This window comes from Lelliottia sp. RD5 (genome assembly GCF_056032945.1).
In genome coordinates, this window is sequence record NZ_JBVYHQ010000003.1 from 454,601 (window position 1) to 470,034 (window position 15,434).

The 15,434-nt window shown below is 37.3% G+C and carries 14 protein-coding genes; all 14 read left to right on the plus strand.

Features of this window, described 5'->3' with window-relative positions; genetic code table 11:
• The first annotated feature begins 11 nt into the window (after positions 1 to 11).
• The 14 genes from rfbA to ugd all read left to right on the plus strand — a co-directional run bounded on the left by rfbA (position 12) and on the right by ugd (position 15,413).
• Entirely contained in the window at positions 12 to 890 is an 879-nt protein-coding gene (gene rfbA, locus AC0LWE_RS13050) for a glucose-1-phosphate thymidylyltransferase RfbA (protein WP_202667606.1), read from the plus strand.
• A gap of 3 nt (positions 891 to 893) precedes the next feature.
• Complete coding sequence (gene rfbC / locus AC0LWE_RS13055) at positions 894 to 1,433, plus strand: dTDP-4-dehydrorhamnose 3,5-epimerase (RefSeq protein WP_202667543.1); 540 nt, start codon at positions 894 to 896, stop codon at positions 1,431 to 1,433.
• Between the two features lie 9 nt (positions 1,434 to 1,442).
• Positions 1,443 to 2,513, plus strand: coding sequence for a glycosyltransferase WbsX family protein (locus AC0LWE_RS13060; protein WP_202667544.1), 1,071 nt, complete (start codon positions 1,443 to 1,445; stop codon positions 2,511 to 2,513).
• Positions 2,506 to 3,228 (plus strand): CatB-related O-acetyltransferase, encoded by a 723-nt coding sequence (locus tag AC0LWE_RS13065; RefSeq protein WP_202667545.1) that lies wholly within the window; start codon positions 2,506 to 2,508, stop codon positions 3,226 to 3,228. The genes AC0LWE_RS13060 and AC0LWE_RS13065 overlap by 8 nt, the downstream gene beginning before the upstream one ends.
• Complete coding sequence (locus AC0LWE_RS13070; RefSeq protein WP_202667546.1) at positions 3,192 to 4,712, plus strand: oligosaccharide flippase family protein; 1,521 nt, start codon at positions 3,192 to 3,194, stop codon at positions 4,710 to 4,712. The genes AC0LWE_RS13065 and AC0LWE_RS13070 overlap by 37 nt, the downstream gene beginning before the upstream one ends.
• Positions 4,713 to 4,727: 15 nt before the next feature.
• Positions 4,728 to 5,801 (plus strand): hypothetical protein, encoded by a 1,074-nt coding sequence (locus tag AC0LWE_RS13075; protein ID WP_337926553.1) that lies wholly within the window; start codon positions 4,728 to 4,730, stop codon positions 5,799 to 5,801.
• Complete coding sequence (locus tag AC0LWE_RS13080) at positions 5,798 to 6,727, plus strand: glycosyltransferase family 2 protein (protein WP_425332251.1); 930 nt, start codon at positions 5,798 to 5,800, stop codon at positions 6,725 to 6,727. The genes AC0LWE_RS13075 and AC0LWE_RS13080 overlap by 4 nt, the downstream gene beginning before the upstream one ends.
• Positions 6,714 to 7,277 carry an acyltransferase gene (locus tag AC0LWE_RS13085; protein WP_237729415.1) on the plus strand — a complete coding sequence of 188 codons (564 nt, stop codon included), beginning with the start codon at positions 6,714 to 6,716 and terminating at the stop codon, positions 7,275 to 7,277. Before AC0LWE_RS13080 ends, AC0LWE_RS13085 begins: the two co-directional genes overlap by 14 nt.
• A gap of 1 nt (position 7,278) precedes the next feature.
• Positions 7,279 to 8,469 carry a glycosyltransferase family 4 protein gene (locus AC0LWE_RS13090; protein WP_202667549.1) on the plus strand — a complete coding sequence of 397 codons (1,191 nt, stop codon included), beginning with the start codon at positions 7,279 to 7,281 and terminating at the stop codon, positions 8,467 to 8,469.
• Positions 8,447 to 9,553, plus strand: coding sequence for a glycosyltransferase (locus AC0LWE_RS13095; protein WP_202667550.1), 1,107 nt, complete (start codon positions 8,447 to 8,449; stop codon positions 9,551 to 9,553). The genes AC0LWE_RS13090 and AC0LWE_RS13095 overlap by 23 nt, the downstream gene beginning before the upstream one ends.
• Before the next feature lie 15 nt (positions 9,554 to 9,568).
• Positions 9,569 to 10,993, plus strand: a complete 1,425-nt coding sequence (locus tag AC0LWE_RS13100; RefSeq protein WP_202667551.1) for a mannose-1-phosphate guanylyltransferase/mannose-6-phosphate isomerase — start codon at positions 9,569 to 9,571, stop codon at positions 10,991 to 10,993.
• 2 nt (positions 10,994 to 10,995) lie between these two features.
• Positions 10,996 to 12,432 (plus strand): phosphomannomutase, encoded by a 1,437-nt coding sequence (locus tag AC0LWE_RS13105; protein ID WP_202667552.1) that lies wholly within the window; start codon positions 10,996 to 10,998, stop codon positions 12,430 to 12,432.
• 154 nt (positions 12,433 to 12,586) lie between these two features.
• Positions 12,587 to 13,993 carry an NADP-dependent phosphogluconate dehydrogenase gene (gndA, locus tag AC0LWE_RS13110; protein ID WP_059179561.1) on the plus strand — a complete coding sequence of 469 codons (1,407 nt, stop codon included), beginning with the start codon at positions 12,587 to 12,589 and terminating at the stop codon, positions 13,991 to 13,993.
• Between the two features lie 253 nt (positions 13,994 to 14,246).
• Positions 14,247 to 15,413, plus strand: a complete 1,167-nt coding sequence (gene ugd / locus AC0LWE_RS13115; RefSeq protein ID WP_059179562.1) for a UDP-glucose 6-dehydrogenase — start codon at positions 14,247 to 14,249, stop codon at positions 15,411 to 15,413.
• Positions 15,414 to 15,434 lie beyond the last annotated feature (21 nt).

Sequence of the window (15,434 nt, forward strand, 5' to 3'; positions counted from 1 at the left end):
AGAGAAAAATGATGACTACGCGTAAAGGTATTATTTTAGCCGGTGGTTCCGGTACTCGTCTTTATCCTGTCACGATGGCAGTGAGCAAACAATTGCTGCCTATCTATGATAAGCCAATGATTTATTACCCGCTTTCCACACTTATGCTGGCGGGTATTAAAGATATCCTTATCATCAGTACTCCCCAGGATACGCCACGTTTCGAGCAGTTGCTCGGTGACGGTAGCCAGTGGGGCCTGAATCTGCAATATAAAGTTCAGCCAAGCCCTGATGGATTGGCACAAGCCTTCATTATTGGTGAGGAATTTATTGGAGAAGATAGCTGCGCGCTAGTCTTAGGCGATAACATTTTCTATGGCCACGATCTGCCAAAACAGTTACAAGTGGCCCTGAACAAAGACAACGGTGCAACTGTGTTCGCCTATCATGTCAACGATCCTGAGCGTTACGGTGTGGTTGAGTTTGATAAAAGCGGGACGGCTATCAGTCTTGAAGAAAAACCGCTTGAACCTAAGAGCAATTATGCAGTTACCGGGCTCTATTTCTACGATAACGATGTGGTTGAGATGGCTAAAAATCTGAAGCCTTCTGAGCGTGGTGAGCTGGAGATTACTGATATTAACCGTCTCTATCTGGAGCAAGGGCGTTTGTCGGTTGCCATGATGGGGCGCGGGTATGCATGGCTGGATACCGGTACACATCAGAGCTTGATTGAAGCCAGTAACTTCATCGCGACTATTGAAGAGCGTCAAGGGCTTAAAGTCTCTTGCCCGGAAGAGATTGCGTATCGCAAAGGTTTTATCGATGCGGAGCAGGTAAAAAAACTGGCAGAACCACTGAAGAAAAATGCTTATGGCCAGTATCTGCTGAAAATGATTAAAGGTTATTGAGCTATGAACGTTATTAAGACTGACATTCCAGATGTACTGATTTTTGAACCAAAAGTTTTTGGTGATGATCGTGGTTTTTTCTTTGAGAGTTTTAATCAGAACGTCTTTGAGGAAGTGGTTGGGCGCAAGATCGAGTTTGTGCAGGATAATCACTCTAAATCATGCAAGGGTGTACTACGTGGACTGCATTACCAAATGGAACCACATGCGCAGGGTAAGCTTGTGCGTTGCATCGCTGGGGAAGTCTTTGATGTAGCAGTTGATATTCGAAAAAAATCACCGACTTTTGGGCAGTGGGTTGGAGTGAATCTTTCTGCTGAAAATAAGCGACAGCTGTGGATTCCAGAGGGGTTTGCCCACGGTTTTGTTGTGTTGAGTGAAACGGCTGAGTTTGTATACAAAACAACCGAATATTATCACCCTAAATCCGAAAGAAGCATTATATGGGATGATAGAATTATTAATATCCTATGGCCAATAGATAGTATTCCTCTATTATCGGTTAAAGATAGTCAGGCATTACCATTTTCTTCAGTGGAATAAATATTAAAGATGAGTCAACAAACTAAAATTAAAGAAAATATTGCGTATTATTTACCTCAATTCCATTGTATACCAGAAAATGATCTGTGGTGGGGGAAAGATTTTACCGAGTGGGTACAGGTTAAAGCGGCAAGAAAATATTTCAAAGGTCATGAAATACTTCAACCTGAAGATGGGAATTATTATGATCTTTCCGATGTATCAGTTATAGAAAAACAATATAAATTAGCACGTGAGCATAGTATTACTGGGTTTTGTATGTGGCATTACTGGTTTGGTAATGGTGATAAGTTACTTGAAAAACCAGCTGAATTGATTCTCAATAGTAATATTGAAGTTAGGTATTGTTTTGGTTGGGCAAACCACTCATGGTGGAATAAAAAAATCAATAAGTTGCTTAAGGAGCAAACTTATCCAGGGAAAGAAGACCAAATTAAGCATATTGAATATCTTTTGCCATTTTTTAAAGACGAAAGATATATTAAAATAAATGGAAAACCTTTATTTCTAATTTTTAAAGTCTATGAGATTCCAGATGCAAAAAATTGGTTAAATAACTTTAGAGAAATTGCTAAATCTTTTGGTATTAAAGATTTATACATAATTGGTGAGTTTTCGAAAGAGAGTGATATCGAGGAGTTCGGTCTAGATGCTGTAGTAAACTCCAGAGGAATGTTTAAAAGTCGATCTTTTATAGAGAAGGTACGTGACAAATTAATTCATAAAAAGATCATTTCAGAAAAATGGTTTAGTCCTAGAAAATACTCTTACTCAAAACTATCTAAAGGTTTTAATGAAGGTGTAACATCAAATAAAGTTCTGCCTGTCATTATCCCTCGTTGGGATTCAACTATCCGTCATGGAAAAAACGGATGGTTATTACAAGGTTCCACGCCTATAAGTTTTGAGAAACATGTTAAAGATGTCAAACATATTCTTGAAAAACGAAAGTTTGATGACAGAATTGTGATTATAAAATCCTGGAATGAATGGGCAGAAGGGAATTTTATTGAGCCTGATAACATAAATGGCCAGAAATATCTAGATATAATTAAGAAAGAGTTGATCTGTAATGATTAAAAAAATTGCACAGACAATCTTCGCTTTACTTGGATTATCATCAATTAAAAGAAAGCTTTGGAATTTGAATTTTAACAGAAAACGCAAGACTGATTTTGTCAAAATTTCTCTCAATGCTAATATCAGAAGAAGCTTTCTTGAAAGCAATATAGCTGTGCTGGGCGATGCAGAAATTATTGCGAGCAGTGTGGGACGCGGTACTTACATAGGTAGTAGTAGTAAAATACACATGACGAGGGTTGGACGATTTTGTTCTATTGCAAAGAATTTGAATATAATTTCAGGGAATCATCCCACTAACACATTTATTTCAACTCATCCTATGTTTTATCTCTCTGGTAATAGTACGATAAAAAATATGGGACTTGATGTTCTTGAAGAATCGACATATCCAGAGTTTGCTTATGCAGATGATAGTTGCCATTATGTAGTTATTGGGAATGATGTGTGGATTGGCCAGAATGTTTCTATTATTAATGGTGTTACTATTGGTGATGGAGCCATTGTGGCTACTGGGTCTGTGGTAACAAAGGATGTGCCGCCTTTTTCTATAGTTGGTGGAGTACCTGCAAAAGTATTAAAAATGCGATTTGATCCCGATACCATAGAATATCTGCTAAAAACGAAATGGTGGGACATAGATATAGAAGAACTTAAGAGTAATGCACAAAGCTTTGAATGTATCCAAAAATTCAAGAGTTATCATCAGAAATGATAAAGCAAAATGCACTATCTAACCTCGCATCAAGACTCTGGGGAATCCTCTCACTATTTTTATTTGTTCCATTTTATATAAAATATCTGGGAAGCACTGGATTTGGTTATATAGCATTTTATAATACACTCTTGGCTCTTTTCGCATTTGCTGATTTAGGATTTTCGGCTGCGATTACGCGTGAGTTTGCGCGTCTTTCCAGCGGTGATCCGGAATCTGAAGCAAAAAAAGCAAATCTTCTGCATTCTTATCAAATAATTTATCTGGTGATTTCTATAAGCGTTGCATTTTGTATCATTTACGCTTCGCCATGGATAGCACATCAATGGCTCTTACCCAACAGTGCATTTGAAGTTAAGACGCTTGTAATTTTCATGGGGACATGTATAGCTATTCAGTTGCCAACTAATCTTTACGTTGGTGCTCTTATGGGAGCTGAAAAACAGGTTCTCGCAAATGGATTGCAAATTCTATGGGGCATTATTCGTAGTGCAGGTGTAATACCTGTTTTGATATTTGTATCAAACGATGTAAATACATTCTTTATATGGCAATTGCTTTGTAATGTTGTTTATTTATTGGCGTTATACTATTTTGTTTGGAAATATCTGCCAGTAAGCTCGAGGCGTTTTGATTTAGCAATTATTAAGAAAACATATCACTATGCATTTGGTATGGCTGGTATGAGTCTACTTGCTTCTTTTGCTACACAAATAGATAAAATCATAGTAAGTAAAGGTTACTCGATAGAGTCAGTTGGTCACTATAGCCTTGCAAGCACTTTGTCGCTTGTCCCACTGATTTTAATCACAACATTGGCTAAAGCAGTTTTTCCAAAATTCACTCGATTGCATGAACAAAAATGTTATGATGAATTAAAGGATTTTTATCTCCTTTTAACGAAATTAGCAGTGGTTATCCTTGTGCCCCTTTCATTTATATTTGCCTTTTTTGGATTCACCCTAGTTAAAGTATGGACAGGTTCTGATGTAGTTGCTAACAGTATTCAATATGTAATCGTGTTTTTAGTATTGGGGCAAATGCTTCAATCATTAACAGTTTTACCATTTCATTTATCATTGAGTTTTGCATATATAAGAATAAATTTAATATTCTCATTTTTAATGATCATTGTGAGTCCCATCATATACTATTTATTTCTGACTGGGTACGGTATAACAGGAGTCAGTATATCTGTATTTATTACTATAGTAACAGTATTTGTTCCTTACATGTACTTATTACACCAAAGATTATTAAACGCGACATTCACTTTATGGTTTAAACTAAATATCATAGTTTTAAGCGTTTGCGGGTTAATAATATATATGTTTTCAGTAATGGATTGGCTTGATTCGAATAGTATACTTAAATCTACGTACCATGCGTTTTTTGCATGGTTAGCAATGTGCATTGCTTCGATGTTAGCAACCGGTATGCGAAACAAAAAAACAATAATTTATGTGCTAAATTCGCTGCGATAAAAATTTTCTGAAGTTGTGATTGAGGTAATTATGTTGTTTTTTGCTATGCTGGCAATAAGTTTTATTGTTGTCTATGTAGTTGGGTTTCGTCAAAAAGATGCCAGAACGTATTTAACAGTTTTCTTTATCACATATTTGTTTATTTTAAGTGTAATGTGCATCAATTTTTATCTTTTAAAATTCACAGATAATAATCAATTAATTTTCCCAGATGAAAATTTATATGTTAACGATCATACTTCAACATTATTATTCTCGTATTATGTTCAATTTGTGGAAAGCTATTTTGGACTAGATGTTGTTCGTGCAATTAATGTTGTAGTCTTTAGCATTTCATTATCAATGTTATCCTCAGAAATAATTGTTAGAGTAACGGGGAAACAAAAGCAGCTTGTTTTGATTTTTTCGATATTAGGAAGTATTGTTGGTGGCTATTGGGCTTTCTTTATTTTGAAAGAGGCATTCAGTGTTGCTGCATTATCAATGTTGATAATTTCCCAAATCCGCCAGAATCGTACTTATTTTATCATCTCGGTATTATTACTTGCATTTGCAAGGGTAGAGTTATTGGCTCTATACATTGGTGTAAGTATTTTATTTATATTGAAATCAAAAATCAAACCAATGTATTATTTGTCTATATTGTTTGCTATTTTATTTTTTGTATTGTTTATGAGCTCTGAAGCATCTTATTCACTTAAATTGTTTACATTATCAAGACGTTTTGGTGAGGAAGATTTTAAATTTGACGATGTAGCGATTAGTGTCAGTCATTTAAAATTACTACCATTCTTATTATCAGAGCCTTATCAGCAGGCATTTTTGACGAATATAAATAGTAGTTTTAACCCTTTTCTCGAACTGAATCCTCTGGTGTTTATACAAAGAATCTATAATTTAATGGCCTTCATTGTTTTCGTAATGTGTTTACGAGGTTATTTGTTGAAGGATAAGCTTTATACATTTACATTTATTATTGTTTTTGGAGTTTTATGTACCCACTCAGTGTATCGATATTTAAATACAATACTAATTCCGTTAACTTTGTATTTTATCTATCTACAGTGGCTCATTAAACAAAAGGTATGATTTTGGAAAAAATAACCATTATAATTCCAGCTTATAATTCATCGCAATATTTAAATGATGCATTAGAATCTGTTGTCAATCAGAGGTTGCCTGACTACGAAATAATTGTTGTAGATGATGGCTCAACTGAGTCAGAAAATAAACGTTTAAAAGAAATATTAGCTAATTATGACCATGCTAAACTAGCAACCAAAAAAAACGGTGGAGCTGCATCAGCAAGAAACTTTGGGGCAAAAAATGCAACTGGAAAGTATCTTGCTTTTCTTGATTCAGATGATATTTGGTTGGAGAATAAAATCAATTCGCAATTACAAATTCTTAAAAATGATAATGACGTCGGTCTTGTCGTTGGAAATATTGTTGTTGCAGATGATAAGCTAAAGGTCAAGTATAAAGCATATAAATATATACCTGACGATGGACAAAGTGCCATTAGAGATTTCTTTCAAGGGCGTATAGTAATGAATACCCCTACAATTCTTTTGCGAAGAGAAATTTTCGAAGAGAATGGTGGTTTTCCTGAGGATCTTCAATATCGAGAAGACCACTATTTCCTTATGATGATAGCTAAATCTTCCAAAATTGTGTGCGATGAAAAATGTCTAACAGTTAGGAGAGAGAGAGCTGGTAGTTTGAGTTCTGTTGGAGATGTTTACACTGAATTAGGTAAACATACCCCCTTTTGGATAAAAAGCCAGCAACAGTTTCCATTTTTGAATATTGAGCAAGCAAAAAAAAATCTATTAATCAAACTTTTCATCTTTTATCTACGCAATGACAGAAAAAAAGACATTGAAAAAATAACCTCATACATTGAAAGCGTAGATAAAAAATACTTTATTGCGTTTACTCTTCTGAGTAAAACTGCATGGGCTGTAAAATTTCTTTATAATTTCAGGAATAAAATAAAAAATGCTCGTTTATAAAATTCAAAGAGGAATTTCAAGGCTAATATTTATAATGAAATTTCTTTACTGGAAGATTTTATATAGAAAAGGGATCTTTTTTCCATTGTATTATATTTCATGCATTGACTCCGGTGCGATAATAAAAAATATCAATGGGAAGTTGATTTTTAAAGGGAAGTTTGTTAGTCGTCGAAATTTGTCTATCAATGTTAATAATGGTACCTTAATAATAGGGAAAGATGTGTTTTTCAATCAAGGTGTAAGTATAAATTGTCAAGGAAGGATAAGTATTGGCGATTATACTATTCTTGGAGAGGACGTTAAAATGTATGATCATAATCATCGATTTGCATTAGATTCTCTTACTAAGGACCTTGATTTTAAGATAAAAGATATTCATATTGGTAATAATGTTTGGTTAGGGTCAAATGTAGTAGTTTTAAGCGGTGTGACTATAGGGGATAATTCCGTAGTAAGTGCTGGGAGCGTGGTACGCGAAAATATTCCCTCAAACATGATCTTTAAAGATGGTGAATATATTAAGATTGTTAAGAAAGGGAGTTTCTGACATGAATGATTTATATGTATCCGTGGAAAGAAGATATAAGTTATTCGCTGGGGTTTACTATGTTCAGGGTATTGAAGATTCACGTTTTTTCGAACGCTATTTAGATTGTTTTAGCAAAGTTAATGTAATTGCGCGAGTTGAAGTTGTAAATGAAAAACCAATCGGTTTTAAAGTTTTCACACATGGTAGTATTCAGATAGTTCCAATTATAACAGCAGGCACAGGTATTTTAAATGTTTTCAAAATTATTCAGTTGATCATAAAAATTAAAAAAAATAAAAATGTATTGATTTTAAGAACGCCTGGAATTTTATCTTATTTACTTTCTCTGTATTCTATCTTATTAAAATTAAAATTTAGTCTTGAAGTCGTTACTAATCCTTTACAGGAAGCGAGTAACCTTACAAAAAATGAACTTCTCAAGTTTGTTTTTGTGAAAACGTTCACCTCAATTTTTAAACTGCAATTAAGATATTGTAGTTATGCTTCATTTGTCACTAAAAATGAAATTCAAAATAATTTTTTGACGTCGAAAGAATGTACAAGTAATAAATTTAATAACTATTATAGCAGCATAATTTTGGATGATAGTGATATTATCAATAGCGAGGCTTTTGAAGCACGTTTATCGCGATTTAATGCTAATAAAGAAAGGCATCTTATTTTTATCGGTGTACTCGACAGGCCATTTAAAGGGTTAGACATTTTTATTAGAATTATAGCTGATTTGCCTGAAGAATATCATGCGACGGTTATTGGTGATGGTATTCTACTTGAAAGCTATAAACAAATGGCTGCGACTTTAAAAATTTCACATCGAATAAACTTTAAAGGTTACATCGCCGATAAAAAAATCAAACAACATATTATGACTTCGGCTGATATTTTTGTTTTAACCTCGCGTAGAGAAGGCTTACCACGAGTTGTGATCGAGGCTATGGCATGGGGTCTTCCTTGTTTTTGCTCAAATGTATCGGGAGTGTCTGAGTTAGTAAGACAAACATGCATTTTCCCAGTTGAGGATGTTGACACTGCACGAGAAATAATAATGCGACAAACACCCGATGAACTGGCTAATTTAAGCAGGGAAAATTTAGATAGTTCGTTGCAATATAAAAATTCAGTATTAAAGACTCGGCGAATGGATTTCTATAAAAAGGTAATTTGCAGTGAAAATTTTACATTTAAGTAAGTTTTATAAACCTTACTCCGGTGGTATTGAGCAAGTTGTTGCTGATATTTGTGATGGTTGTAATTCAGATGGCATCGAATCTGCTGTTTTATGTGTAAATCATGAAAATAATGATGAGATTTATTTTGTCAATGGCGTGAAGGTTTATTCATACAAATCTAATCTTCATTTTGCATCAGCCGACATTTCTATTGGATATGTTAATGGGTTAAGAAAAATAATTGATGATTTTGATATTCTCCATATACACCTTCCTAATCCGTTGGCGAATCTAGCTGCTTTTGTTGCTAATGAAAAAAATAAAAAAATAATTCTTCACTGGCATAGCGATATTGTAAAGCAGAAAAAGTTAAAAGTTCTCTACAAACCACTCCAAACATGGTTATTGAATCGTGCTGATGCAATTATTACTACGACTCCGGTTTATGGCGAAAACTCCAAGGACCTAGCTAGATACAAGGAAAAAATTGTCGTTATACCAATTGGGATTAATCCAAACAACTATCATATAGATATACAAAAAGTTCAAGAAATTAAAGAAAAATATCAAAATAAAAAAATTATATTTTCATTGGGGCGACTTGTATATTATAAAGGATTTGATTTTTTAATTGATGCTGCCGAAAAATTACCTGACGATTATATCGTCCTTTTAGGGGGTAATGGTGAGGAGAAGCGAAATCTCATTAAACTGATTGAGACGAAAAAACTTCAGGATAAAGTCATTATGCTGGGTTTTGTAAAAGACGAAGATTTGCCCTCTTATTATACGGCCTGTGATGTTTTTTGCTTACCATCTATTGAGAAATCTGAAGCATTTGGGGTTGTGCAATTAGAAGCATTTCTATTTAACAAGCCTGTGGTATCGTGTTCTATACCAGACTCCGGAGTTAGTTGGGTCAATAAAAATAACGTTTCTGGTTTTGTTGTTGCTCCAAAGAATGCTGACGCTCTCGCAGCGGCATTACACAAAGCTGTGGAAAACGCAGATTCCTTTACAGGTTTGAAAGATTATTTCGAAGATAATTTTAATGCAAATGTAATGGCCTCACGTACACGCGCATTGTATGAATCGTTACTTTAGATACTTAGGTCTATTATGTCTAAAATAAATATTATACCAGTCGTATTGTCTGGGGGGACGGGTTCACGCTTATGGCCACTATCAAGAATGGCGTACCCTAAACAATTTCTAAATTTATGTAGTTCTAATACATTACTTCAGGATACATTACTTAGAATAAATGATCTTAATATTAATAAAAATATAGTTATTTGTAACGAAGATCACCGTTTTGTTATTGCTGAGCAATTAAGAGAAATTGATCAACTTGAGAATAGTACCATTATTCTCGAACCGCTTGGAAAAAATACTGCTCCAGCGATTGCTCTTGCGTGTTTTTCTGCTCTGAACAATAATCATTCCGAAGATGGTGAGAATTTATTGCTCGTTCTTGCCGCTGACCATGTTATAACAGACCCTGAGCGATTTCTCACTTCAATTAATCAATCTATTCCATATGCAATTAATGATAAGCTAATAACATTTGGCATAGCACCACATAAGCCTGAAACAGGTTATGGTTATATTAAAAGAGGCGCTCAGCTGAGTAATGATGTCTATAACGTAGATAATTTTGTTGAAAAGCCTGACCAAGCGAATGCACAAGCTTATATTCAGTCAGGTGATTATTTCTGGAATAGTGGGATATTTCTATTTAAAGCTTCCGTTTATTTATCGGAACTTGAGAAGTTCGAGCCGGAAATATTTGAGATATGTAGAAAATCTATGCAAGATGTTTCTCATGACTTGGATTTTATCAGGCCTCAGAAAGAAATATTTTCACGGTGTCCTTCAAAATCTATAGATTATGCCGTGATGGAACATACGACTGCTTCAGTGATGATGACTACCAGTATGAAATGGAGTGATGTAGGCTCATGGACTTCACTATGGGAGACACTTGATAAAGATCAGAATGGGAATTTTATCAAGGGGGACGTGATTACACGGAATACAACTAACTGTTTCGTGCAATCAGAACAAGGATTGGTAGCGACAATTGGCATAGAAGATCTTATCGTAGTTAACACTGCAGACGCAGTTCTGGTTTCTAGTAAAAACCATGTCCAAGATGTAAAGGTTATTTATGAGAAACTTTTCGCTCAAGGGAGAGTGGAATGTATTAATCATAAAACCATTTATAGACCATGGGGGTTTTATACCATTATTGGCACAGGAAATGGATTCCAAATACGTCGTCTTAATATTAAACCTGGTTGTAGTATTGATGAACAAGTTCATTATCACCGTGCAGAGCACTGGATTGTTGTACAAGGTATAGCCGAGGTGACAAAAAATGATGAGTTGATTGTTTTAAAAGAGAATCAATCAACTTATATATCTTCCGGTACTACGCATATAGTCAGAAATTCGGGAGAATATCTCCTTGAAATTGTCGAAATCCAGACTGGGCTCTCCCTTACTGAAGATGATAATCATCCTTCTTTTAAACGGAATTAATAATGGATACTAAAATAACGATTTCAAATTCAAAAATTGAATTTGGAACTAGTGGTGCTCGTGGCTTAGTAGTAGATTTTTCAACAGAAGTGGTTTTTTCTTTTGTCCTTAATTTTATTAAGCACATGGAACAGAGCTATTCATTTTCATCTGTCGCAATCGGTATTGACAATAGACCTAGTAGTTATTCAATAGCACAGGCTTGTGCTTCTGCGATACAAGAAGCTGGTTATAATGTTGAATATTATGGGGTGCTCCCGACGCCTGCACTGGCGCTACAAGGCATCGCTCACAAAATACCTTCTGTTATGGTGACCGGCAGCCATATACCATTTGACCGAAATGGCCTAAAATTTTACACTCCAGAGGGTGAGATTAATAAACAAGACGAACTGGCTATTTGCAATAATTCTTTTGAGTTTGAATTTAAACCTATTGATTTTCCTAAATTATCAGAGTCATCAAAAGCAAAAGATTTTTACATTGAAAGATATACTAAACTTTTTCCTGAAAACTTCCTTTTAGGGAAGAAAATTGGTATTTATGAGCATTCGAGCTCAGGAAGAGATGTCTATTCCAAACTGTTTACAAGATTGGGTGCTGAAGTAACATCTTTGGAACGCAGCGATATTTTTGTGCCAATCGATACTGAAGCTGTGAGTATTGTTGATCGAGATAAAGCGCGGGGATGGTCAAAACGTTATGGTTTTGATGCTATTTTTTCTACTGATGGTGATGGTGATCGTCCACTGGTCGCGGATGAAAGTGGTGAATGGCTTCGTGGTGATATCCTTGGATTGCTTTGTGCTCATGCACTTAACGTTGAGGCTATTGCTATCCCAATAAGTTGTAATTCAGCTATTGAAAAATCTCAGTATATCTCCAAGGTCATTCGTACTAAAATTGGTTCACCTTATGTAATTGATGCTTTTTCTTTATTATTACAAAATCATCGTACCGTAGCAGGCTTTGAAGCGAATGGCGGTTTTTTGCTTGGTAGCGGTATTCATTTTAATAACGAATTTCTTCAGGCATTACCGACCAGAGATGCTGTATTACCATTTTTAATGCTGATGTATCTTGCACAAACAACCCCGATTTCTACACATGTACTGCAACTTCCCCAGCGATATTCTGCATCAAACCGTGTTACTGATTTTAGTAAAGAGAAATGTAATTCAGTTCTTCACTCCGTTCTAAATAATCCTTCTGATTTTATTTCTAAGGTTTTAGGTGTAACTGTCGAGGTTGAGGGTATTGATCAGACTGATGGCATCAAAATGGCTTTGAGTTCTGGTGACTTTGTACATTTGCGACCATCCGGAAATGCTCCTGAGTTTAGGTGTTACACGGAATCAGCAACTGTTGATAATGCTGAATTTAACCTAAAGAAAATTATCGATTTTTTAGAACATTACAATAAAGATATAGAATCATAATTTTTAGTTGTTCTTAATAATATGTTTGTTATTTATCCAATTCTTGTCTTTTAGTTCATCTTGCACTATCAAGTCTTACATTACCTGAGTTAACATCAAAGATACATTCAAGCCGCGCATAAGTCGCGGTGACCACACCTGACAGGAGTATGTAATGTCCAAGCAACAGATCGGCGTTGTCGGTATGGCAGTGATGGGGCGCAACCTGGCGCTCAACATCGAAAGCCGCGGTTATACCGTCTCCGTTTTCAACCGCTCCCGCGATAAAACCGAAGAAGTCATCGCTGAAAATCCGGGCAAGAAGCTTGTTCCTTTTTACACGGTCCAGGAATTTGTTGAATCCCTGGAAACACCACGTCGTATCCTGTTAATGGTGAAAGCAGGCGCTGGCACTGATGCTGCTATCGATTCCCTGAAGCCGTACCTGGATAAAGGCGACATCATTATTGATGGCGGTAATACCTTCTTCCACGACACTATCCGTCGTAATCGCGAACTGTCTGCTGAAGGCTTCAACTTCATCGGTACGGGTGTGTCCGGTGGCGAAGAGGGCGCTCTGAAGGGCCCATCCATCATGCCTGGCGGTCAGAAAGAAGCGTATGAATTAGTTGCGCCAATCCTGACGAAAATCGCTGCTGTCGCGGAAGATGGCGAACCGTGCGTAACCTACATTGGTCCAGACGGTGCGGGTCATTACGTTAAAATGGTCCATAACGGCATTGAATACGGCGACATGCAGCTGATTGCAGAAGCCTATGCTCTGTTGAAAGGCGGCCTGAATCTTTCTAACGAAGAGCTAGCGCAGACGTTCACTGAGTGGAACAATGGCGAGCTAAGCAGCTACCTGATCGATATCACCAAAGACATCTTCACTAAGAAGGACGAAGACGGAATCTACCTGGTTGACGTTATCCTGGATGAAGCTGCTAACAAAGGTACCGGTAAATGGACCAGCCAGAGCTCTCTGGATCTCGGTGAGCCACTGTCTCTGATTACTGAATCCGTGTTCGCACGCTATATCTCTTCCTTGAAAGAGCAGCGTGTTGCAGCATCTAAAGTGCTGTCTGGCCCGCAGGCGAAGCCTGCTGGTGATAAAGCTGAATTCATCGAGAAAGTCCGTCGCGCACTGTATCTGGGCAAATTGGTTTCTTATGCTCAGGGCTTCTCACAATTGCGTGCCGCTTCCGATGAGAACAACTGGGATCTGAATTACGGTGAGATCGCGAAGATCTTCCGTGCGGGCTGCATCATTCGTGCCCAGTTCCTGCAGAAAATCACCGATGCTTATGCGGAAAATGCGAATATCGCCAACTTGTTGCTGGCTCCGTACTTCAAAAAGATCGCTGATGACTATCAGCAAGCGCTGCGTGATGTTGTTGCCTATGCGATTCAGAACGGCATTCCTGTTCCGACCTTCTCTGCAGCTGTTGCCTATTACGATAGCTATCGTTCAGCCGTGCTGCCAGCCAACTTGATTCAGGCGCAGCGTGACTACTTCGGTGCGCACACATACAAACGCACTGACAAAGAAGGTGTGTTCCACACCGAATGGCTGGATTAATCTGATTTAATTGAGTCCCAAAGCATAGCCCGGTGATAATTTCCGGGCTTTTTTATGGCGTTAATGCCCTTATTTCGCTGCGTTATCCCCTTTCACTGCATTTTCTCAAAACAGAATGCTGTTTTTTCACACATTAATTCAAAGGGCTTTGCCTTGACAGCAGATAAACATAAGAGGTAAAAACCTCAACAGTTGTTTATTGTGGCGGTGCTGTTAATGCCTCCTGAAACTCATACTTGAAGAAGTTGAAAGAATGAAAATTACAATCTCCGGTACAGGCTATGTTGGTCTTTCTAACGGTATTTTGATCGCGCAGAACCATGAAGTGGTCGCATTGGATATCGTGCAGGCTAAAGTGGATATGCTTAACCAGAAGATCTCTCCTATTGTTGACAAAGAGATCGAGGATTATCTGGCGAATAAACCGCTTAATTTCCGCGCTACGACCGATAAAGAAGACGCATACCGCGGCGCAGATTATGTGATTATCGCTACGCCAACTGATTACGATGCAAAGACAAACTACTTCAACACGTCCAGCGTAGAAGCCGTCATCAACGATGTGACTGCGATTAACCCTAATGCCGTGATGATTATCAAATCGACCATTCCAGTGGGCTTTACCCAGTCCATCAAGGAAAAATTAGGCATTGATAACGTCATCTTCTCACCCGAGTTTTTGCGTGAAGGCAAAGCGTTGTACGACAATCTGCATCCATCGCGCATTGTCATTGGTGAACGTTCTGAACGTGCCGAGCGTTTTGCAGCGCTATTGCAGGAAGGGGCTATTAAGAAAAACATTGATGTGCTCTTCACCGATGCGACAGAAGCCGAGGCGATAAAACTGTTCGCTAATACCTATCTGGCGATGCGCGTGGCGTACTTCAACGAGCTGGATAGCTATGCGGAAAGCCTGGGACTAAACACCCGTCAGATCATCGAAGGGGTCTGCCTGGATCCTCGCATCGGCAATCACTATAACAATCCTTCCTTCGGCTATGGTGGTTACTGCCTGCCAAAAGATACCAAACAGTTGCTGGCGAACTATCAGGCGGTGCCAAACAATCTGATTTCAGCGATTGTTGATGCTAACCGTACGCGTAAAGATTTTATCTCTGACTCTATTCTGGCGCGACAGCCTAAAGTCGTTGGGGTTTATCGCCTGATTATGAAGAGTGGTTCGGATAACTTCCGCGCCTCTTCAATTCAAGGGATTATGAAGCGTATTAAGGCAAAAGGCGTTCAGGTCATTATTTATGAACCGGCGATGAAAGAAGATGAATTCTTCCACTCGCGCGTCATCCGTGATCTGGATGCCTTCAAAAAAGAAGCCGATGTCATTATCTCTAACCGTATGGCGGAGGAGTTAGCAGACGTCGCGGATAAAGTGTATACACGCGATCTTTTCGGAAGCGATTAAGTCACTTATTTAGCGTGTAAA